This is a genomic window from Blautia sp. ZXY-1-B12, from assembly GCF_056339915.1.
In genome coordinates, this window is the sequence record NZ_JBWJVP010000197.1 from 15,880 (window position 1) to 38,147 (window position 22,268).

The following is a 22,268-nucleotide window of genomic DNA, read 5'->3' on the forward strand; positions in this document are numbered from 1 at the left end:
TTCATACTCTGTGTTCCGGAATCAGAGAGATATTTTTATGAGGAGTATCTTTGCATGAAGCGGACTTTAATATTTTTTGAAATATTATGCATGATTTTTTTTCTGCTTTTTTCTTCTGTTTACAGACGCACACAGTTCCTTACTTCACTGGCAGGTCCCGGTATGCTTTCCCTTGTAAAACAGGCATCTGCAAAAGCTACAGCTTTTGAGGATTTTTCAACTGACACCATTGCCGGGATTCCCGTTGAAGAACCTCCCAGAATCGCATTGACCTTTGATGACGGTCCTAATGCCCGGTATACCCCCATGCTTCTGGATGGATTAAAAAAAGAAACATCAGGGCATCTTTCTTTCTAATAGGCGAGAACATTGAAGGAAACGAAGACATACTCCTGCAAATGCGAAAAGACGGACATCTTATCGGAAATCACACCTGGGATGCATGTACAGCTTGACAAGATACCGGCGGAGAAAGCCAGACTGGAAATTGAAAAAACAAATAACAGAATCTATGAAGCTTCCGGAATTTACCCTTCTTATGTGCGACCGCCTTTCGGCGCATGGATCAAGGATATGGAACTTTCTGTCACCATGCTTCCCGTATTCTGGGATGTAGACACCCTGGACTGGAAAAGCAAAAACATCGATTCTATCCTGTCTATCGCCCAGAAACAGGTGCATGACGGTTCTATCATCCTGATGCATGACGGCTATCAGACATCTGTGGATGCAGCCCTGAAAATCGCTGATCTTTTTACTGAAAAAGGCTATGTTTTTGTCACTGCAGACCAGCTCCTGCTCACATAAAAGATTTGCTTTTTCCTGCCTGATTCGTTATACTGTTATACAAAGCTTGTACAGATTTCTCTGTAGCAGGATTATTCACAGAGTATGCTGTACATCATTATATACAAAAGGAGTAATTAAACGAATGGACAGACTATTTAACATGGACAACAAATTCTTCACCGTCATGGGACGCGTGGCTGATCTTATTATGCTTAATGTGGTCTTTCTGATCTGTTGTCTGCCAATCGTGACTATTGGTGCGTCACTGACTGCACTCCACTATGTCACACTGAAAATGACACGTAACGAAGAATCTTATATTATCAGAAGCTTCTTCAAATCCTTTAAGCAGAACTTCAAACAGGCAACTGTCATCAATCTTATCATGCTTGCAGTTGCAGCTATCCTTTACATGGATCTGCGTATTGTAGGTAATATCGGCGGAACAATGTCTCAGGTATTGTATATCGTTTTCTTTGCATTTGGTATCCTTTATATGATGGTATTTCTGTATATTTATCCGGTGCTTGCCAAATTCTACAACTCCATCAAAAACACCTTCCGCAATGCATTCCTGATGGCTATCCGTCATCTTCCGTATACAGTCCTGATGGCAGTCATCACTCTGTTACCTGCAGGCGTGTTTTTTATCAAAAGTTTCCGCATACAGTCCATGGCCATCATGCTCCTGTGCATGTTTGGATTTGCACTGGAGGCATTTATCAACGGACATTTTCTGGTAAAGATTTTTGATAATTATATTCCGGCTGATGCAGATACCCAGGATACAGACCTTCAGAACGGAAACTCTGCTGAAACTTCATCAACAGAAAATGATCACACAGTATGACCAAATGGGGAGAGAAACCATACCACTCTCTGGACTATATGCTGAGAGAGCGGTTTGGAGAAAAGGTTTATAAGGTCACGCTAAATGGCGGCATGTCCTGTCCCAACAGGGACGGTAAGATTGGAACCCGCGGCTGCATCTTCTGCAGCGCAGGAGGAAGCGGAGATTTCGCTGCAGATGCCGCACTTTCCATCACTGACCAGATAGAAAGCCAGATCAGTATCCTTTCACAGAAACGTCCGATTCATAAATATATTGCCTATTTCCAGGCGTACACAAATACCTACGCACCTGTGGAATATCTGGAGAAAATTTTTACAGGAGCAATCTCTCATCCAAAGATAGTTGCTCTTTCCATCGGCACCAGACCAGACTGCCTCAGTCCTGAAATCGTGGCACTTTTGTCCCGGTTAAATAAACAGAAACCTGTCTGGATTGAACTTGGACTTCAGACGATCCATGAGTCCACTGCCAGGTATATCCGAAGGGGATATCCTCTCTGCGTTTTTGATGATGCCGTAAAACGCCTGCGAAAAGAAAATATCGAAGTAATCGTGCATACAATCCTCGGATTGCCCGGTGAAAACACAGCAGATATTCTGGACACTATGAAATACCTCAACCATATGGATATTCAGGGAATCAAACTGCAGTTACTTCATGTGCTTCGCGGCACTGATCTAGCAGCAGATTACGAGAAAGGACTGTTTCAGACTTACGAACGGGATGAATACATCTCTCTCCTTATAAACTGTCTGGAACATCTCAGACCGGATATGGTTATACACCGCATCACAGGCGACGGCCCCAAAGATCTGCTGATCGCACCACTGTGGGCAAGCCGTAAACGTGAGGTATTAAATATGCTGCATCACAGGATGAAAGAAGAACAAAGCTACCAGGGAAGACTGTTTTCACACTAAAAGATTCTCTGCTACTCTATGCAAAGGAGGGATAAAATGGCAACACCATTCACAGTTTACAAATTAATCGTATTATACATGCTTCAGAATACCGAAAATACCCTGACAAATTCGCAGATTTCGGAATTTATCCTGGACCGGGAATATACAAACTATTTCCATCTCCAGCAGGCAATCTCAGAACTGGTAGAAGCAGAACTGATCACCATGGACACCCGTTCCAATGTCTCCCATTACCGGATTACCGAAGATGGCATAAAGACTCTCTCCTTTTTCCAGAAAGATCTCTCTCCTGAGATCAAACAGGAAGTCAGGGAATACCTGAAATCCACCGGCTTCAAAGCCCAGGAGCGAATCGTCACTCCTGCCGATTATTACATCACCAAACAGGGAACCTATTCTGTAAGATGCCAGCTCATCGAAAAGGGCAACTCCCTCATCGACCTGAACATCGCAGCTCCTAACCTTGAGGCAGCACAGTCGATCTGTAAAAAATGGTCCACACATTACCAGGAAATATACGGTAAAATAATGGAAGAGCTCTTATAATGCTCTTCCTTTTTATTTCCTAATCTTTACAAAAAAACAGGGATACGTTATACTAAAACAAATATACGTTCTATAGCACTCCTCGTAAATAATGTATATTGATTAAGAGACTTGCTATAATTTGTCAGAAATACTTTATGTTACTATAAACACGAAATGAAATGTGACTGTTTTATCATCATATTCTATGGAGAAAAAACTATGGATTTATTTGAATACGCCAAATCAAAAACTCTGGACCGGGAATCCCCTCTGGCATCCAGACTGCGCCCCTCAACCCTGGATGAAGTTGTAGGGCAGCAACACATCATCGGAAAAAATACCTTATTATACAGGGCTATCAAAGCTGACAAGCTGACCTCCGTCATCTTCTACGGTCCTCCCGGAACCGGCAAGACCACCCTGGCAAAAGTAATCGCCAACACTACCAGTGCAGAATTCACCCAGATCAACGCCACTGTAGCAGGCAAAAAAGATATGGAAGCAGTTGTAAAAGAAGCCCAGCAAAACCTGGGTATGTACGGCAAAAAAACAATCCTCTTCATAGACGAGATCCACCGCTTCAACAAAGGCCAGCAGGACTATCTCCTCCCATTCGTAGAAGACGGAACCATCATCCTCATCGGTGCCACAACAGAGAATCCATACTTCGAAGTCAACGCTGCTTTAATCTCCCGTTCCATCATCTTCGAACTGAAATCCCTGGAGATCTCCGAAGTCAAAGAACTCATCCTTCGCGCAGTCAACGACAAAACAAAAGGAATGGGAAACTATAAAGCCCGGATAGATGAAGACGCCCTCGACTTCCTTGCAGACATGGCAGGCGGCGACGCCAGAAATGCCCTCAATGCCATCGAACTGGGCATCCTCACTACCCCCCGTAGCGAAGACGGTCTCATCCACATCACCCTGGATGTGGCATCTCAGTGCATCCAGAAACGCGTCGTCCGCTACGACAAAAACGGAGACAACCACTACGACATCATCTCCGCCTTCATCAAAAGCATGCGTGGCTCAGACCCTGACGCAGCAGTCTACTACCTTGCAAAAATGCTCTACGCCGGAGAAGACGTCAAATTCATAGCCCGAAGAATCATGATCCTCGCCTCCGAAGACATCGGAAACGCCGATCCACAGGCCCTCTGCGTAGCAGTCGCCGCAGCCCAGGCAGTAGAACGCGTAGGAATGCCCGAGTCCCAGATCATCCTCTCCCAGGCAGTCACCTACATGGCCTGCGCCCCCAAAAGCAACTCCGCAGTCAACGCCATCTTCGCTGCCATGGACTCCGTCAAACGCACAAAAACCACAGTCCCGCCACACCTCCAGGACGCCCACTACGGCGGCCACGAAAAACTGGGCCACGGCATCGGCTACAAATACGCCCACGACTACCCAAACCACTACGTACACCAACAATACCTCCCCACCGAAATCCAGGGAGAACACTTCTATGAACTCTCAGAAATGGGCTACGAGAAAACCTTAAAAGAATACCAGAACAAAATCAAATCCCAGTCTTAATCCAAAAAAGGGCAGCCTCCAAAGAGAGACTGCCCTTTTCATCATTTAATTCCCATAACGTTCATCTGCGCCAAAATCGCATCCACACATTTCTCAAATCCAAGCTTTCCTGCATTCAGACACAGATCATAATTCGTCGCATCACTCCAGTCCCCACCGGCAAATTTGCGATAATAATCCTGCTTTCTCTTATCATCCCTGCGAAGAAACTTCTCAATCTCCTCATCACTGCCGCTGATCTTCTCTCTGGACTTCTCCACACGAAACTCCCAGGGTGCATGAACAAACACTCTCAAAGTATTCGGTCTGTCCTTAAACACATAATTCACACAACGCCCAACGATCACACAGGATTCCTTCTCTGCCAGATCCGTTGCAATCTTCGCCTGATAATTAAAAATATTCTCATCAGAAACAAACCCCTTCTGATCCGGTGCGATCAGATCTCCTTTATATAACCCTGTCTTATTAAACAGAGATGCCTTCACACTGGAGCCTTCTTCCACCTGTCCAAAAAGCTTCACATCAATCCCGCTCTCATCAGAAGCCATCTGAATGATCTGCTTGTCATAGAAAGAAACTCCCAGTTTCTCTGCCAGCATCTTACCGACGGTACGTCCGCCGCTTCCATACTGTCTCGCAATGGTAATTACAAAATTCTCCATAAAATCCCTCCTGTTTACTCTCCAAGATAAGCTTTCTGAACAGATTCATCATGAAGAAGATCACTTGCCTTACCTTCCAGTGTAATCCTTCCGGTCTCAAGGACATAAGCTCTGTCAGCAATAGAAAGAGCCTTCTTCGCATTCTGCTCAACCAGAAGAACCGTTGTTCCACTCTCACTTACCTCTTTAATGATATCAAAGATCTCATTTACAAAGATCGGTGAAAGGCCCATGGACGGCTCGTCCATCAGAATGATCTTCGGCTGGCTCATCAGCGCACGTCCCATGGCGAGCATCTGCTGCTCACCACCACTTAAGGTACCTGCAGTCTGATTCTGACGTTCCTTCAGACGCGGAAAACGTTTATATACTTTCTCAATGGTCGCATCAATCTCATTTTTATCAGATCTTGTAAAAGCACCCATCTTCAGATTCTGAAGAACCGTCATATTTGCAAACACACGTCTTCCTTCCGGAACATGTGCCATACCCATTGTTACGATCTTGTGAGGCGGAACCTTTGTGATATCCTGTCCGTCATAAATAATATGTCCTGATTTTGCACGAAGAAGCCCTGTCACTGTATGCAGAGTAGTAGTTTTACCGGCACCATTGGCACCGATCAGAGCAATAACTTCACCTTCATTTACAGAGAAAGAAACACCCTTCAATGCCTGAATCATTCCATAATAAACCTGTATGTCCTGTACTTCCAGTAATGCCATCTGTCTCTCCTCCTATTCTCCAAGATATGCCTTGATAACTTCCGGATCATGGAGCACCTCTGAAGTCTTGCCCTGTCTCAGAACATGACCGAAGTTCAGTACAGTCAGCTCCTCACAGATACCTGAAACCAGCTTCATATCATGCTCGATCAGAAGAATGGTCATATCAAAGTTATCACGAACAAAACGAATGGTATCCATCAGTTCCTCAGTTTCATTGGGGTTCATACCTGCAGCCGGCTCATCCAGAAGAAGAAGCTTCGGCTTTGTTGCCAGTGCTCTGGCAATCTCCAGCTTTCTCTGTTTACCATAAGGAAGGTTGGATGCAAGGATATCTGCCTCTTTGTCCAGATCAAACACTTTAAGAAGCTTCATTGCTTCCTCATTCATGGTTTTCTCAACCTTAAAGTATTTCGGAGTATGTACAATACTTGTAAAAAGGTTGTATTTATCATGATTGTGAAGTCCTGCCTTTACATTGTCCAGCACACTCATCTGATGGAACAGACGGATATTCTGGAATGTTCTGGCGATTCCTGCCTTGTTGATATCAATGGTACTCTTTCCGGTGATATCCTGTCCGTCCAGATTGATGATTCCCTCGTCCGGCTTATACACACCTGTAAGAAGGTTAAAGATTGTAGTCTTACCGGCACCATTCGGACCGATCAGACCATAAAGCTGTCCTTTCTCGATGGAGACATGGAAATCATCCACTGCATGAAGACCGCCGAATGAAATATTTAAATGATTTACTTCCAGCAATGCCATAGCTTATGCCTCCTTTTTCTTAAATTTACTGAAAAGACGCTCTCTCATCTCGATTGCCTTAGGTGCCCAGTTGATCAGCATCATTACGATCAGCACGATTGCATAGAACAGCATACGGTAATCACTGAGTCCACGCAGAAGCTCAGGAAGAAGGTTCAGAATCACTGCCGCAATAATAGAACCACGCATATTTCCAATTCCACCGAGAACTACGAATACCAGGAACATGATAGACATGTTATAACCGAAGTTCTTCGGAAGTGCTGTTAAAGTTGCAAGATTATGAGCATAAAGCACACCGCCGATACCGGCTAATGCTGCTGAGATTGCAAATGCTTTCAGTTTATACTTTGTGATATCAATACCAATTGATTCCGCTGCAATACGGTTATCACGGATTGCCATGATCGCACGTCCGTCTCTGGAATTGATCAGGTTCAGAACTACGAATAAAGTAACCAGGATCAGAATCACACCTATAGTAAAGGTTGACTGTCTCGGTGTACCTGTGATACCCATGGCACCACTGATGATCATTTTTCCACCAGGCTCCATTCCAAGAGACATCTGGTCTTTCATGGAAAAATGGATTCCGTTGCTGTCAATTCCTACATAAAGCACATTGATGATATTCTTAATGATCTCACCAAATGCCAGTGTTACGATAGCAAGGTAGTCACCTTTCAGACGAAGTACAGGAATACCGATCAGGAATCCAAAGATACCTGCACATACAGCTCCGATGATCAGAGCAACGAAGAAACGAAGTCCTGCATTTGTAAATGTATCCATAGTTGCCTTTGTAAATGCTGCACTGGTGAAAGCACCGATACACATAAATCCGGCATGTCCAAGACTTAACTCACCCAGAATACCAACCGTTAGGTTCAGGGAAAGAGCCAGGATAATATATACACAAAGAGGCACCAGAAGACCCTGCATCAGGTTGGAAAGCAGATTCCCTGCGATCATTCCCTGTACGATCAGATATGCTGCAAGAACCATTCCGTATGTAATGAGATTGCTTTTTGTTGTTTTGTTTAATTTCTTCTTTTCCATGTCTGCCACCTCACACTTTCTCCTGAATGTTCTTACCAAGAATACCGGTAGGTTTCACAACCAGAACTACGATCAGAACACCGAATACAATGGCATCAGCCATCTGTGAAGAGATATAAGCTTTACCAAAAATCTCCAGGATACCCAGAACAACACCTCCGATAAAGGCTCCCGGGATAGATCCGATACCGCCAAATACAGCTGCAACGAATGCTTTGATACCAGGCATAGCACCTGTATATGGTGTCAAAGACGGGTATGCAGAGCAGAGAAGCACACCTGCGATTGCTGCAAGTCCGGAACCGATTGCAAAAGTAATGGAGATTGTTTTGTTTACGTTAATACCCATTAACTGGGCAGCGCCTTTATCCTCAGATACGGCAAGCATTGCCTGCCCTGTTTTTGTCTTGCTGATAAAGAGCATCAGACCTGCCATAATCAGGATACCACCGATAATGGTTACGATGGTTACACCAGTGATCACGATAGAACCACCTGCAAGTTTCAGGGATGGAAGACTGATCACGTTACTGAATGATTTGGTATCTGCTCCCCAGATCAGAAGGGCCACGTTCTGAAGCAGGTAGCTGACACCAATTGCTGTGATCAGAACAGCCAGAGGTGAAGCTGCATTACGCAGTGGTCGATACGCAACGCCTTCGATCACAACGCCCATGAGTGTACAGATGATAATGGACAGCAGGATGGCTAAAATCGGATTTAATCCCATGCCGCTGACTGCGACATAAACTACATAAGAGCCGACCATGATAACATCTCCATGAGCGAAGTTCAGCATTTTAGCGATTCCGTATACCATGGTATAACCAAGAGCGATGATCGCATATACACTTCCGAGGCTGATACCACTGATAAGATATGATATAAAACTACTCATAGAAGTCTTTCCTTTCTTATATTTAAATAATTTTATTGTGTGTAAAACTGGCAGATTTGCCTTTAGCGAAATCTGTCTTGTTTATTTTGCCAAAAGTAAATCTGTCATTAACGCATTAATGTAATAACGTATTAGGCAACAGGGCTGTCTGCATAATTCAGACAGCCCCGTTGGCATGCAACCATTGTCCACTCCAGGAACAATCGCATTTTATTTCTTATGAAATCTTTTCAGTTATTTCAATTTCATTATTCCATTGCTGCGTAAGCACCATCTTTGATTTCTACAGCTTTCGGAGCTTTGTTCGGCTCACCGTCTTCTGTCCATGTGATCTCGTCACCTGTAACACCTTCAAGTGTGATCTCGGTCATGCCTTTTTCAAGTGCTGCACAGATATCTGCAACATCCATGTCTGCTTTTACATCTTCTTTTTCTGCTGCTGCTTTGACTGCGTATACTGCATCATAAGCATCTGCTGCGAACTGGTTTGGTGTGTCTTTGTAAGCATCTTTGTATGCTTTTACAAAGTTCTGGGTTTTCTCATCTGTAGAATCTGCTGCAAATGGTGTAAGAAGCATCAGCCCCTCTGCAAGAGATGTATCAAAGTTTTCTACACCAAGGATACCGTCCATACCGTCGCATCCGAAGAATTTAGTTTCAAATCCCATGCTGTCTGCCTGTGCAAGGATCAGGGAAGCTTCTGTATAATAAATCGGAAGGAATACTAATTCAGCACCACCGTCTTTTGCTTTCTGAAGCTGTACGGAGAAGTCTTTATTGTTATCAGCAGTAAATGCTTCGGAAGATACGATTTCAATACCCTGATTAGCTGCTTCTGCTGTGAAGTTCTGTGTGATACCTGATGAATATACATCAGAGCTATCGTAGATAATAGCTACTTTTGTAGCAAGTTTATGCTCTCCAATGTACTGAGCTGCTGCAGTACCCTGGTTCGGGTCAGAGAAGCATACACGGAATACGTTCGGATTAGCAACACACTCTGTTGCAGATCCGGATGGAGTAAGCTGGAACATATTGTCTGCTGCTGTTTCATTTGCTACAGCTACACAAGGTGTAGAAGTAACTGTACCAACCAGGACGTTCATTCCCCAGTCTTTTAATGCGTTGTAAGCGTTCAGGGTTTTCTCAGCATCGTTTTCATCATCTTCAAATTTGAACTCTACCTGATATCCGTTGATTCCGCCGTCTTCGTTTACTTCATTGATTGCAAGCTCTGTTGCATTCTTTACAGCCTGTCCATAGATTGCTGCTGCTCCGGTTACAGGTCCGATTCCACCGATCTTAAATGTAGCATCGTCTGCAAATACAGATACAGGTGCAACTGTTGACATTACCATTGCTGCTGCCGCAGTAACACTGATGATTTTTTTCAGGTTTTTCATAATAAATCCTCCTTATATTTTGTCAGTCCTTTCGTCCCTCTTACGGCTCATAAGATTAGCTTCCGTTACCATTCATTCCACCCGGTATATCATTTTCACCAGATTCCGCAAGTTCATTTATTATGTAGAGGAACTGAAAAGTAACAAAAAGCCAACTGGGTTCCCAGCCGGCTTTGGCTTCCACTGACACTTTAATATGTTGCTGTTTTGAATTATATCACCATATATTTGACCATGCAAGAAAAACTTTATGGAAATTTAAGATTTTTCCGTCTTTCATGGACACTTGACCGTACCGCGCACGCAATTTTATCCCATTCATCGAAAAATGCATTAAAAAAGGTACACATAGAAACCGTAACAATTTCTATGTGTACCTCAAAATTCTGATTTAATTTATCAAATCTTATGTCTCTCTAAAACCGACAATTATGCAATTGCTTTTTTAGCGATCTCAGCAAGTGCTGTAAATCCTTCTGCATCGTTTACTGCAAGTTCAGCAAGCATCTTTCTGTTGATGTCGATGTTTGCAACTTTCAGTCCGTGCATCAGTTTGCTGTAGGATAATCCGTTCATTCTTGCTGCTGCGTTGATACGAGCGATCCAGAGCTGTCTGAACTGACGTTTTTTCTGCTTTCTTCCTGCATAGGAGCTAGCAAGTGCTCTCATTACAGACTGTTTAGCAACTCTATACTGTTTGGAACGGGCTCCTCTGTAGCCTTTTGCCAGTTTTAATGTACGATTATGTTTTTTCTTTGCGTTTAATCCGCCTTTAATTCTTGCCATTTCTTAAATTTCCTCCTGTTTGTCTATCTTCAATGAATAAATGCTTCTTATAAATATGGTAATGCTTTCTTCATGCTCTTAACATTAGTAGCATCAACAACAGTAGATTTTCTCAGATTTCTTTTTCTTTTCTGAGATTTCTTTGTTAAGATATGGCTCTTATAAGCTTTATTTCTTACTAATTTTCCTGTACCTGTTTTTTTGAAACGCTTTGCTGCTGCTCTGCAAGTTTTAATTTTTGGCATTGTTAATTCCTCCTTAAACTGTATCTCTATTATATTTAACGTTTTTCCGTTAAAAACATGGTCATGCTTCTGCCTTCAACCTTCGGTGCCTTCTCCACTGTTGCCACATCTGCAAGCTGCTTTGCAAAATCATCAAGCACATGTCTGCTGCTTGCCATATGTGCCATTTCTCTTCCGCGGAAACGTAATGTTACCTTTACTCTGTCACCCTTGGAGAGGAACTTTCTGGCGGCGTTGACTTTCGTATTCAGGTCATTGGTATCAATGTTTGGAGAAAGTCGCACTTCTTTGACATCGATGGTCTTCTGCTTCTTCTTGGCTTCTTTTTCTTTTCTTGCAAGCTCATAACGGTATTTACCATAATCGATGATCTTACATACCGGCGGTTTCGCCTGCGGGGCAATTTTTACCAGGTCAAGCCCTGCCTCCTGAGCTTTGAACATTGCTTCTTTCGCGGACATGATTCCAAGCTGTTCTCCGTCCGAACCGATTAAGCGTACCTCTTTGTCTCTGATCTGTTCGTTAATCATTAAATTGCTAATTGTAGTGCACCTCCATACCTGTTAGATAGATTCTAATGACTTCTCGTCGCCCTCATTTACATAAAAAAAGCGTGGACAAAATCCACACTCCGCTATCACACTGCTGATATCTTTTCTTCTTAATCTGCGGAACAATCTCCTTATTCCTGCCAACCTTAAATATCAGCCTTCTCTGTGCAATATAAACCCAAGCCGCTAAACTAAATGCGCTGAGGTGAGAGTGGAACTCTGCTTTGTTTTCTTACGTACTTGTATAAGATACCATGTTCAGTCTGCTATGTCAAGTACTTTTTACATTTTCTTTATTTTTTTAGATCTCATGTTACTGTTCACACACCACTATTCCGCGAGGTGTTTTGGCATGAATATGCCAAAATCCCGAGACATACAAGCCAAAATTCCATTGCCGCAGGCAATCTGGAATGAATTTTGGCTACGTTACTGTGAACGGAGTGAACAGTAACGATCTCATGTATATTTTCTCTCAAACTGCACATCCTATCTCCGAAACTTATTCAATGTAACTGTTCAGTACTCTTGCACTACAGCAGTATTGAATAGTTATCTCAGATTTTTTCAGGAGGGTAACTCTATGACAATTCTTAAATGTTCAGCAATGACCTGTGTTTACAACAAAGAACAGCTCTGTTCAAAGGGTGATATTGACGTGACAGGCGAAAATGCTACTTCTGCAAATGAGACAAGCTGCGGCAGTTTCCGAGAGAGAACCGGCAGTTCCATGAAAGACAGCTATACAGATGACTGTGGCTGCGACAAAATCCAGATCGACTGCAAAGCCCATAACTGTACCTATAATGATAACTGCAAATGTACAGCATCCTCCATTCAGGTAGACGGCTCTAATGCACATGCATCTTCCGATACAAGATGTGACACCTTCCAGTGCCATTGTGGCGCATAATATCAACACCATGGCAACAGGATTTTCACCCGTATATCAGGGATAATGAACTTCCCTGATCCGATCAAAAAAAGAGACATGTCCATCTATATGGAATATGTCTCTTTTGTCTGTCTGTAAATTATTTCACTGCAAAACAGATAATCCTATCTGTTTCTTAAGAAATCCGGAATCTGGATATCCTTCTTCTGAACAGTGCTTGACGGAGTCTTAGATGCTCCAAATGGTGTGGCATTCATAGTTGGAAGGCTGAAGCTAGGCATGTTCATACCGCTTCCTGCTGCAGTTCCGGCTGTTGCTGTACCTGTCGTTGCTGTGGAAGAAGGTCTTCTTGCACCAAAGGAAGAAGCTGTGCTTCTTTTTCCGAAAGGGGTCTGCTGAAGGTTATCATCATTCAGACCTGTTGCGATCACTGTGATTCTGCAGTAGTCAGCAACTGTATCATCATACATGGCACCAAAGATGATGTTTGCTTCCTCACCTGTAAGCTCCTGTACATAGCTTGCAGCATCATTGGCATCCATAAGAGAAATATCTCCGGAAATATTAATGATAACATGTGTAGCACCTTTGATGGTTGTCTCAAGAAGTGGAGAAGATACGGCCTGCTGTACAGCTTCCATAGCTTTGTCGTCTCCTCTTGCTTCACCGATACCGATATGGGCAATTCCCTTGTCTGTCATTACAGTCTGAACGTCTGCAAAGTCAAGGTTAATCAAAGCCGGCAGATTGATCAGGTCTGTAATGCCCTGTACTGCCTGCTGCAGAACTTCATCAGCCTTCTTCAGAGCTTCCGGCATGGTTGTTCTGCGATCTACAACTTCCAGTAATTTATCATTCGGGATAACGATTAATGTATCCACTGCTTTCTTCAGATTCTCAATGCCTGCAAGTGCATTATTCATACGAGTTCTTGCTTCAAAACGGAAAGGTTTTGTAACAACGCCAACTGTAAGGATACCCATTTCTTTCGCTGCTGCTGCGATAACAGGTGCAGCTCCGGTTCCGGTTCCGCCTCCCATACCACAGGTAACGAATACCATATCCGCACCTTCCATTAACTGTTTTACTTCTTCAATGCTCTCCTCTGCTGCTTTCTGTCCAACCTCAGGCTGGGCTCCTGCACCAAGACCTTTGGTAATCTTCTCGCCAATCTGAAGTACAGTTGGAGCTTTGCACAGAGTTAAAGCCTGCTTATCAGTATTAACACCTACAAACTCTACTCCGCCGATGGCCTCTTCCACCATTCTGTTTACTGCATTATTTCCGGCTCCACCTACACCGATCACTATGATCTTGGCAGATGATTCAGCCTCGTTTGACATAATCTCTAACAACGTACTTCCTCCTTTATTTATACCTGATATCCTTTTCAGTGATTTATATCAAAGTTACATATAGATATATCATATATTTTTTTTGAGAATTAATCAACCATTAATTTTGTTTTTTTATACTTTTTTCACTCTTTTTCGGCAATTCCGGTAAATATGTTGTATCAGTGTACGGAGCCTTCTCTGATCTCAAAGTTTCCATATACTATCAATATCCCTCAGAATCATCCCCCTGATAATCACTGTTATCTTCTGTATAATCACCATATCCATCTGAATCATCTGAGTTTCCGTCGTCATATGATGAATCACTTTCTCCATCTTCTGAAGTTTCAGAACTCTGGTCATCTGCGGAACTTTCATCTCCTGAACCGTCTCCCGACTCATCAGATGCCGCATCCAGAGATTCCTGTGTAGGCTTCGGTCCCACATAATTACCGGATTCGTCATACTCACCTGCTCCGGTATAATCCCCTTCCTCATCATAACCGCCATTCCAGTTCTCAATTGCTTCCTCAAGAGCAGTCTTCGGTTTTGCACCTACATAATTACCATCCTCGTCATACTCGCCGTCTCCGGTATAATTGCCATCTTCATCATAACCGCCATTCCAGTTCTCAGCAGTAACTTCTTCCTGTTCCAGTTCTTCTTCAAAGGTATTGGACTCCGTAGCCACACTCTCCATATGAAGAATGCCTTTTTTTCCCTGAATTTTGGGCAGAATCGCTATCACTCGGTTCATCTTCTCTTCCAGATCAGCATCTTTTCCAAGCTGAACAGTTATATCCCCATAGATGAGGCTGATAGAATAGCTGCTGTCAAACTGGATATGATCGGGGATCATATCATTTTTCTGAAAGATTGTAGACAATGCTACAGCTGTATTCAGTACAGTATCTCCTTTAATATCCAGTTTCTCATCCATCACGATGCTGTTCACCTGAATTCCGTCAAAATACGGAACCGTCTCATCTCTGTTCTGAGAACCCTCCACAAAAATGCCATTTCTGTCAAAATAAATGTAACTGTCAAGATATCGGATGCATCCGACTGTTTTTTTCTCTTTTACGCTGATACAGATGGTATTTCGGTTCAGCTGGGTAACTTTAAATGCATCTACATATGCAATGTCCTCTGTATTTGTAGTGCTGTAGAGCAGTGGTGCAAGGACCGAATTGGAAGCCATCGGTCCCCGAAGCACCATATTCTTTACTTCTTCGTCTGTATAATGGGAAGTTCCCCTCACCTCAACAGTATCTACTTTATAATAGGAAAAAAATACTATCACAGCGACCATAACTCCGGCGCCTATCATACCTGCCAGCATCTTCTTCGTCCTTTTACTCATAGGAGGTCTTTTCCCATAATTACTTTCTCTCATAAATCCTCAAATCCTCTGTCCCCGGCTGCCAGATTCTGCAGCCCAAAGTCCGTAAATCTTCACAGATATGCTCATAGCCCCTGCTGATAAACCCGGCTCCTGTAACACAGGTTTCTCCCTCTGCCATAAGTGCGGCAATGAGCAGGGCTGCACCACCTCTGAGATCTCCTGCCTGTACCTGTGTTCCCTTAAGAGTTTTTCCCCCTCTTATGATTGCCTGGTTTCCGCTTACGGAAATATCTGCGCCCATTTTTTTCATCTGAAAAGCACTGCCAAATCTCCGGTCAAAAATATTTTCCCGTATGGTACTCTGTCCCTGCGCACCTGTCAGCACCGCCATCAACGGAGCCTGCAGATCTGTGGGAAAACCCGGATAAATTTCTGTTTCTACTAAAACAGCCGGTCTGACAGCATTCTTTCCATTGACCTCTAGTGTACCACCATTTACTTGATATTGTCCACCTATTTTCCGATATACTTCCATAAACGACTGCAACTCCTCCACAGGTACATCATGAAGAATAATCTTACTTCTTGCTGCCGCAGCCGCACACAGATAGGTACCTGCAACAATACGATCCGGAGGAATACGGTAGTCTCCGCCTTTCAGTTCATCCACTCCTCTGATCGTAATTTCACCGGTTTCTTCTCCTTCTATCAGTGCTCCCATTGTTTTCAGATATCTGCAGAGCCAGAAAACCTCCGGTTCTTTCGCACAATTATAAAGATGTGTTACACCTTTTGCAAGAACTGCTGCCAGTATTGCCTGTTGAGCAGCTCCCACACTCGATTTCGGAAACACAATATCCTGCCCTTCAAATCTGACACATTCTCCATCCAGGCCTGATGCATTTTCCCGGACATCCGCGCCAAGTGCTCTCAGTGCCATAAGATGGAAATCTATTGGTCTTTTCCCGATCGTACATCCGCCCGGATACCCTATCCTGCATTTTCTATTTCTTGCAAGCACCGCACCTGCCAGAATGATCGAAGAACGCATTCTGCCTGTATAGACTGCAGGAATTTCTGTTCCGTCTGCGCAGGAACAATCCAGATAAAGATCATGATCGTCCCACCAGGTCACTGCACCAAGACTTTTCAAAATCTCTTCCATACAGAAAACATCTGAAATTCTGGGGCATCCCCTCAGAATGCTTAGTCCTCTGTGCATCAGAGATGCGGCTATCATTGGAAGTGCTGCATTTTTAGATCCCTGTATAAAAATCTCTCCGCTGAGAGAAGCTTTACCTGTTACATGGATTTCATCCAACCTTTTGCTCCCAAAGAGTCTCTTACTTTACAGTTTATGGCTTTTTCTATTATATGTTACGTCATTCTGAAACCTGTAATTCAATTTATCCTGTCACATTTCCCAACATTCATCGCAAGTCCCATTTCCCCAAGAAGAAACACTGCCGAAGTTCCTCCATAGCTGATAAAAGGCAGCGTAATGCCTGTATTGGGGATTGTATTGGTCACCACTGCAATATTCAAAATAACCTGAAGAGCCAGATGCCCCATAATCCCGCAACAGATAAGAGCTCCGGCCAGATCTTTTGCATGCATGGCAGCCACACCCAGCCGCCACAGAAGCATTGCAAACAGAAAAATCAGAAAGATAGCTCCGGCTGCTCCCATTTCCTCACATATAATCGAAAAAATCATATCATTCTGCGCTTCCGGAACAAATCCAAGTTTCTGCAGACTGTTTCCAAATCCTCTGCCGAATATTCCGCCGCTGCCGATGGCATACAGTCCCTGGATCGTCTGAAATCCTTTTTCATATTTCTCCGGATTTCTCCAGATTGCAAGACGTTCCAGACGATAACTCTCTGCAGCAAGAAAAACAGCTATGAAACCTGCACCTGCGCTGCCAAGCCCGATAAATTCCAGATATCCCGGATTGGATACAAAAATCAGAATTCCACCGATACCCAGAATAATGATCGCTGTACTCAGATTATTTGAACCTACAAGACCAATGATCGGCAGCAGGGTCAATATTGTCCTGCACATAAATCCAAAGCCCTTGGTTGCTTTTTTTGTACGCTCGATCTGCCATGCAAGAAAAAGGATTACAGCAACTTTCGCAAACTCTGAAGGCTGAAAAGATAAAGGTCCAAGATTCAGCCATCTTTTTGAGCCGTTGATCTCCTGACCTACAAAAAGTACTGCGCCGGACAAAAACATTGAAATCAGATATGCCACTGGTCCCAGCCTCAGAAAAAAATGATAATCAATGGAAGAAACCATATACATCACTCCCATACCCAATGCTGTTGCAAATAACTGTTTCTTAAAATAACAGGCAGAGTCGCCGAAACGTACTCTGCCATTATATTCACTGGAGCTGAATAATACTGCCAGGCCAAAAATCACAAGCAGTACAATCAGTACCAGCATCGTCATATCTGTTTTTGATAAATCTGTCGCTCTTTTTCGCGCCATCTGTTTCTCCGCAAAATTATCTATAGCCGGTCACTGCAGCTTCGTCTTTCTCTGCCGGACAGCTATAATTCTTACTTATAGATATTCTACAGATTTCTTACATATTCCTTGAACATATCTCCACGCTGTTCATAGTTATCAAACTGTCCCCAGCTTGCACATGCGGGAGAAAGCAAAACAGCATCTCCAGGCTGTGCTTTCTCCTCACATACCTTTACTGCCTCTTTCAGATCTTCGCAGAGGATGATGTCATGGAAACCATGTTTCTCAGCAGCTTCTTTGATTTTCTCCTTTGTCTGACCGATCAGCACCAGATAACGTACCTTTCCGTCAAATGCCTCAATCCATTCATCATAACCGGACTGTTTATCATAACCGCCGCCGATCAGAAGTGTCGGACGGTTCATTGCCTGGATTCCTTTAATTGCCGCATCCGGGTTAGTTCCTTTGGAATCATTATAATATACAACGCCTTTTTTCTCTGTCACATATTCGATTCTGTGTGCAACAGCTGTAAATTCACAGATGCTCTTACGGATGCTGTCCAAGGATACTCCATCGTAGTAAGCCATTGCAACTGCGGCCATAACATTCTCAAAATTGTGTTTTCCAAGAAGCTTCAGATCTTCTGTTTTAACTACTTCGATTTCTTTTTCTCCGTCCTTCAGGATGATTTTGTTTCCATCCAGATAAATTCCCTCATCCAGTTTACGTCCGCTGGAGAAATATACCACTCGTGGAGTCAGATGTTTTCCAAACTCACGCAAAACCTCATCTTCATAATTCAGCACGCATACATCTTCTGTGCCCTGATTCTCAGTGATCAGTTCTTTCACACGTATATACTCTTCCATTGTATGATGACGGTTCAGATGGTCCTCTGTAATATTCAGGATTGCAGATACCTTTGGTGCAAACTCATCAATCGTTTCCAGCTGAAAACTGCTGATTTCTGCAACAGTTACAGAGTTTTGCTTCATCTCCAGTGCTTTGGAAGTATATGGGGTTCCGATATTGCCGACTACAAAAACAGACTCACGTGCATCCTGCATAATTTTTCCAAGAAGTGCTGTTGTAGTAGTTTTTCCGTTTGTTCCTGTGATGGCAAGTACTTCGCCGTCACCTACTCTGTATGCCAGTTCTACCTCTCCCCATACCGGAAGCCCCTGCTCATAAAAACTCTTTACAAGTGGAAGATCTGTCGGCACTCCGGGGCTTAAAACTACCAGATCAAGACTGTCCTGTACTTCTTTCGGAAGTTCTCCTGCATATACAGTGACCGGATATGTCCCATCTGTTTTATGTACAACTGCGTCTTTATCTGTTTCGGCATTTCCGTCATAGATAACCGGAAATGCTCCTACCTTTGCCAGAAGGTCAGATGCTCCGATTCCGCTTTTTCCGGAACCGAATACAAGTACCTTTTTTCCCTGTAATTCCATAATAATTTTCCTCCCTTTTATCAGCATAACGCTGAAATCTGCTTAGCCAAAATCTTACAGTGCCAGCAATGCGACCATACACATAACCGCTGTAATAACCGAGAATACCGCAACTACACGTGTTTCAGACCATCCGCATAACTCAAAATGATGATGGATCGGTGCCATCTTAAAGATACGCTTTCCATGTGTTGCCTTGAAATAAGTTACCTGAATGATAACGGAAAGTACTTCGATCAGATAGATCAGACCCACGATCAGGATAAATAACGGCATCTGCATCACATAAGCCGTACCTGCAACAAAACCACCCAGTGCCAGAGAACCTGTGTCTCCCATAAACACTTTTGCCGGATATACATTAAACAACAGAAATCCCATCAGACCTCCCACAACTGCACCTGTGATCGGCTCGATCCCGGATTTCATTCCAATAGAAACCACTGTAAAAAATACTGCAACGATCAGAGTTACACTGGAAGCAAGACCATCCAGACCATCCGTAAAGTTAACTCCATTCACAGTACCGATCACAGCAAAGAAAAGGACCGGAACTGCCAGCCATCCAAGATTCAGGAAATGTCCGCTCCAGAATGGGATCCTCATAGTCAGTGAGATGTCTGTATACTTAACAATATAAAATACAAAAATTGCAGTCAGAACTACCTGAAGTAAAAATTTCTGCCATGGCAGCAGTCCGTCTGAGCGTTTCAGCACAACCTTCAGATAATCATCCAGAAATCCGATAATTCCAAATCCAAGAGTCAGGAACAGTACCGGAATGATCTTCGGATAATCCCCTACATAAAATAATGCAGTTATCGCTGTGGCGATCAGAAAGATCACTCCACCCATTGTAGGTGTTCCTGCTTTCTTTAAATGGGACTGTACGCCCTCTGTTCTTTCTGTCTGGCCCATCTTCAGTCTCCGGAGAAAAGGAATGATGACCGGTCCTAATACAACGCTGATTGCAAAAGAAATCAGCACAGGGATTACAACTTGAAATTCCATCTTACACCTCGTTCATTCTTTCGTTTTTTCCTGAAAGTTTTTTACTTTCAGATTTCTTTTAGTATAAGGCTTTTTTGCTTATTTATCAACCCTGCCTGCGGAATTTCCCTAATTGCCTTCTGCAGAAAAATCAGAAATATTACTTTTTTCAATTCCAAGATATGGCAGGATATTCTCAAAGATACCACGTATCACAGGTGCAGCTACTGTCCCACCATAATAGATTCCTTTCGGATCATGAATAATGCACAGTCCCAGTATCTGCGGATTTTCTGCAGGTGCAAATCCCAAAAAAGAGGAAATATAACGGTTTGCACTTCTTGGCAGTGTCTGAGAAGTGGCAGTTTTCCCTCCGATGGCATATCCTTCAATTTTTGCATTTTTTCCGGAGCCCTGAGATACTACTGTTTCCAGGATTTCTCTTATTTCCTTCGAAGTTTCTTCAGAAACAATTCCTTCCTTTACCGGAAAAGTCAGTTTCTCACCCTCTGTTCTGTCAGGATTTAACACTGCGACTCCAAAATGCGGTGTCACCCGTCTACCTCCGTTTATAAGTGAACTTACTGTTGCAGCCAGCTGAACAGGCGTAATCTGAAAAGACTGTCCAAAAGAAACCGTTGCCAGTTCCACTTCTCCCATATTTTTCTTCTGATGCATAATAGTTCCTGCCTCTCCCGGAAGATCTGTCCCGGTTTTATCCAGAAGTCCAAACTGTCTGAAATACTTATAATAACGTTCTATCCCAAGGCGAAGCCCCACCTCTATAAACACAGGATTACAGGAATTCTGTGCACCTTCCACAAAATTCTGGGATCCATGTCCTGTTCTTTTTGCACAGTGGATTCTGCGATCCTCCACCACTTTATATCCAGGACAATAAAAACGGTCCCCAGGTGAAACAACACCAGCCTCCAGTCCGGCTGCCATGGTGATGATTTTAAATGTGGAGCCCGGTTCATAAGTATCATTCAGGCAGGGATTTCTCCACATCTGATTCAGTAATTCCTGCTTTCTTTCTGTATTTGTTTTTCCTGATGCTGTCTGCACTGCCAGTTCACTTTGTTCATTGTGATCTTCCGACGGTATTGTTATCCCGGATTCATTTAACTGCATATTCAGATCATCTGTCAGGGTAAAAGGATCATTCAGGTCAAATTCCGGCACATTGACACATGCATATATTTCGCCGTTCTGTGGATTCATCAGCAGGATAGATACACGTTCTGCCTGCTTTTCCTCCATTACTTTCAAAGCTGACTGCTGCGCAAATTCCTGAATATTTACATCAAGGCTGATTATCAGGCTTTTCCCCTCTATCGGTTTTTCCCTTGTCTCACCCAATTTATCAATTTCCACACCCCTGGCATCTGTTGTTGTCAGGATTTTACCCGGCTGTCCCCTCAGGATTTCTTCATATTTCACTTCCAGACCGATAATTCCCTGATTATCACCTCCCGTAAAGCCAATGACTTTTGAAGCCAGACTTCCACATGGATAGTAACGCTTATAATCCTCATCAACTTTCACCCCTGCCAGACTGCACTCTCTTATCTCATCACCTGTACTTTTTTCCACATTTGTCTTTACTATTTCTATGGAAGAGATTTTCTCCACTCTTTTTCTCACTTCTGCCTCATCTATTTTCAGTTTTTCAGACAGCAGGGCGATTACTTTTTCAGGTTCTTTAATCTGACTGTGGATCACAGAGATTGTACATACCGTCCTGTTTGATGCCAGAACTTTTCCCCTTGCATCCAGAATCTCCCCTCTGGCCGCTTTGATCTCTCTCTCTCTTTCGTGAAGTTCTTTTGCTTTCTTATAATAATAGTCTGATCTGAAACACATAAGATATACCAGTCTTCCGATAAGGCCTGTCATCATTAAAATACAGCAGAGTAATACCACCCATATTTTTCTCTTGTGAAACGTCATATTTTTTTTCATAAAAAAAGCTCCGCAGAGATTGTCATAACAATATATGACCATTCTCTGCGGAGCTATAAC

Annotated in this window: 23 protein-coding genes; 7 read left to right on the top strand and 16 right to left on the bottom strand. The window is 43.2% G+C overall.

Annotated features, from left to right (window positions below; all coding sequences use genetic code 11):
- Positions 1 to 54 precede the first annotated feature (54 nt).
- From AC075L_RS11825 to AC075L_RS11850, 6 genes are all read left to right on the top strand, one after another.
- Entirely contained in the window at positions 55 to 357 is a 303-nt protein-coding gene (locus AC075L_RS11825) for a hypothetical protein (protein WP_476387709.1), read from the top strand.
- Complete coding sequence (locus AC075L_RS11830; protein ID WP_476387713.1) at positions 357 to 455, top strand: polysaccharide deacetylase family protein; 99 nt, start codon at positions 357 to 359, stop codon at positions 453 to 455. The genes AC075L_RS11825 and AC075L_RS11830 overlap by 1 nt, the downstream gene beginning before the upstream one ends.
- 476 nt (positions 456 to 931) lie before the next feature.
- Positions 932 to 1,639 (top strand): YesL family protein, encoded by a 708-nt coding sequence (locus AC075L_RS11835; protein WP_055052675.1) that lies wholly within the window; start codon positions 932 to 934, stop codon positions 1,637 to 1,639.
- A complete protein-coding gene (mnmL, locus tag AC075L_RS11840; RefSeq protein WP_118408387.1) occupies positions 1,636 to 2,562 on the top strand; it encodes a tRNA modification radical SAM protein MnmL/YtqA in 927 nt (308 codons plus the stop codon). Before AC075L_RS11835 ends, mnmL begins: the two co-directional genes overlap by 4 nt.
- Before the next feature lie 36 nt (positions 2,563 to 2,598).
- Positions 2,599 to 3,111 (top strand): DUF4364 family protein, encoded by a 513-nt coding sequence (locus AC075L_RS11845; RefSeq protein ID WP_008706534.1) that lies wholly within the window; start codon positions 2,599 to 2,601, stop codon positions 3,109 to 3,111.
- A 201-nt stretch (positions 3,112 to 3,312) separates the two neighbouring features.
- On the top strand, positions 3,313 to 4,632 hold the full coding sequence (locus tag AC075L_RS11850) for a replication-associated recombination protein A (protein ID WP_368222182.1): 1,320 nt from the start codon (positions 3,313 to 3,315) through the stop codon (positions 4,630 to 4,632).
- 41 nt (positions 4,633 to 4,673) lie between these two features.
- On the opposite strand, the gene AC075L_RS11855 is transcribed toward AC075L_RS11850, so the two are convergent.
- The 9 genes from AC075L_RS11855 to infC form a co-directional block, all read right to left on the bottom strand.
- Positions 4,674 to 5,297 (bottom strand): cytidylate kinase-like family protein, encoded by a 624-nt coding sequence (locus AC075L_RS11855; RefSeq protein ID WP_008706532.1) that lies wholly within the window; start codon positions 5,295 to 5,297, stop codon positions 4,674 to 4,676.
- Between the two features lie 14 nt (positions 5,298 to 5,311).
- Complete coding sequence (locus AC075L_RS11860) at positions 5,312 to 6,022, bottom strand: ABC transporter ATP-binding protein (RefSeq protein ID WP_020993607.1); 711 nt, start codon at positions 6,020 to 6,022, stop codon at positions 5,312 to 5,314.
- Positions 6,023 to 6,034: 12 nt separating this feature from the next.
- Positions 6,035 to 6,793, bottom strand: a complete 759-nt coding sequence (locus AC075L_RS11865) for an ABC transporter ATP-binding protein (RefSeq protein WP_020993608.1) — start codon at positions 6,791 to 6,793, stop codon at positions 6,035 to 6,037.
- 3 nt (positions 6,794 to 6,796) lie between these two features.
- Positions 6,797 to 7,852, bottom strand: a complete 1,056-nt coding sequence (locus tag AC075L_RS11870; RefSeq protein WP_020993609.1) for a branched-chain amino acid ABC transporter permease — start codon at positions 7,850 to 7,852, stop codon at positions 6,797 to 6,799.
- Positions 7,853 to 7,862: 10 nt separating this feature from the next.
- Positions 7,863 to 8,750 (bottom strand): branched-chain amino acid ABC transporter permease, encoded by an 888-nt coding sequence (locus tag AC075L_RS11875; protein WP_008706530.1) that lies wholly within the window; start codon positions 8,748 to 8,750, stop codon positions 7,863 to 7,865.
- A gap of 248 nt (positions 8,751 to 8,998) precedes the next feature.
- Entirely contained in the window at positions 8,999 to 10,153 is a 1,155-nt protein-coding gene (locus tag AC075L_RS11880) for an ABC transporter substrate-binding protein (protein WP_025578071.1), read from the bottom strand.
- A 429-nt stretch (positions 10,154 to 10,582) separates the two neighbouring features.
- Positions 10,583 to 10,939, bottom strand: a complete 357-nt coding sequence (rplT, locus tag AC075L_RS11885; protein WP_022380175.1) for a 50S ribosomal protein L20 — start codon at positions 10,937 to 10,939, stop codon at positions 10,583 to 10,585.
- Between the two features lie 47 nt (positions 10,940 to 10,986).
- Positions 10,987 to 11,184: a 50S ribosomal protein L35 gene (gene rpmI, locus AC075L_RS11890; RefSeq protein WP_008706525.1), complete on the bottom strand. Its 198-nt coding sequence runs from the start codon at positions 11,182 to 11,184 to the stop codon at positions 10,987 to 10,989.
- A 35-nt stretch (positions 11,185 to 11,219) separates the two neighbouring features.
- Positions 11,220 to 11,714: a translation initiation factor IF-3 gene (infC, locus tag AC075L_RS11895; protein ID WP_008706524.1), complete on the bottom strand. Its 495-nt coding sequence runs from the start codon at positions 11,712 to 11,714 to the stop codon at positions 11,220 to 11,222.
- 604 nt (positions 11,715 to 12,318) lie between these two features.
- Here infC and AC075L_RS11900 point away from each other — a divergent pair.
- Complete coding sequence (locus AC075L_RS11900) at positions 12,319 to 12,648, top strand: DUF1540 domain-containing protein (RefSeq protein WP_008706523.1); 330 nt, start codon at positions 12,319 to 12,321, stop codon at positions 12,646 to 12,648.
- Positions 12,649 to 12,794: 146 nt separating this feature from the next.
- Here the strand turns inward: AC075L_RS11900 and ftsZ are convergent, their stop codons facing one another.
- From ftsZ to AC075L_RS11935, 7 genes are all read right to left on the bottom strand, one after another.
- Complete coding sequence (gene ftsZ, locus AC075L_RS11905; RefSeq protein WP_008706522.1) at positions 12,795 to 13,973, bottom strand: cell division protein FtsZ; 1,179 nt, start codon at positions 13,971 to 13,973, stop codon at positions 12,795 to 12,797.
- 217 nt (positions 13,974 to 14,190) lie between these two features.
- A complete protein-coding gene (locus AC075L_RS11910) occupies positions 14,191 to 15,330 on the bottom strand; it encodes a cell division protein FtsQ/DivIB (protein ID WP_026648241.1) in 1,140 nt (379 codons plus the stop codon).
- 19 nt (positions 15,331 to 15,349) lie between these two features.
- Positions 15,350 to 16,633: a UDP-N-acetylglucosamine 1-carboxyvinyltransferase gene (murA, locus tag AC075L_RS11915; protein ID WP_020993613.1), complete on the bottom strand. Its 1,284-nt coding sequence runs from the start codon at positions 16,631 to 16,633 to the stop codon at positions 15,350 to 15,352.
- An 80-nt stretch (positions 16,634 to 16,713) separates the two neighbouring features.
- On the bottom strand, positions 16,714 to 17,811 hold the full coding sequence (locus AC075L_RS11920; RefSeq protein ID WP_118330168.1) for an FtsW/RodA/SpoVE family cell cycle protein: 1,098 nt from the start codon (positions 17,809 to 17,811) through the stop codon (positions 16,714 to 16,716).
- 86 nt (positions 17,812 to 17,897) lie between these two features.
- On the bottom strand, positions 17,898 to 19,253 hold the full coding sequence (gene murD / locus AC075L_RS11925) for a UDP-N-acetylmuramoyl-L-alanine--D-glutamate ligase (RefSeq protein WP_118616765.1): 1,356 nt from the start codon (positions 19,251 to 19,253) through the stop codon (positions 17,898 to 17,900).
- Positions 19,254 to 19,307: 54 nt separating this feature from the next.
- Entirely contained in the window at positions 19,308 to 20,264 is a 957-nt protein-coding gene (mraY, locus tag AC075L_RS11930) for a phospho-N-acetylmuramoyl-pentapeptide-transferase (RefSeq protein ID WP_025578129.1), read from the bottom strand.
- 108 nt (positions 20,265 to 20,372) lie between these two features.
- On the bottom strand, positions 20,373 to 22,208 hold the full coding sequence (locus AC075L_RS11935; RefSeq protein ID WP_118616766.1) for a peptidoglycan D,D-transpeptidase FtsI family protein: 1,836 nt from the start codon (positions 22,206 to 22,208) through the stop codon (positions 20,373 to 20,375).
- Positions 22,209 to 22,268: the final 60 nt, after the last annotated feature.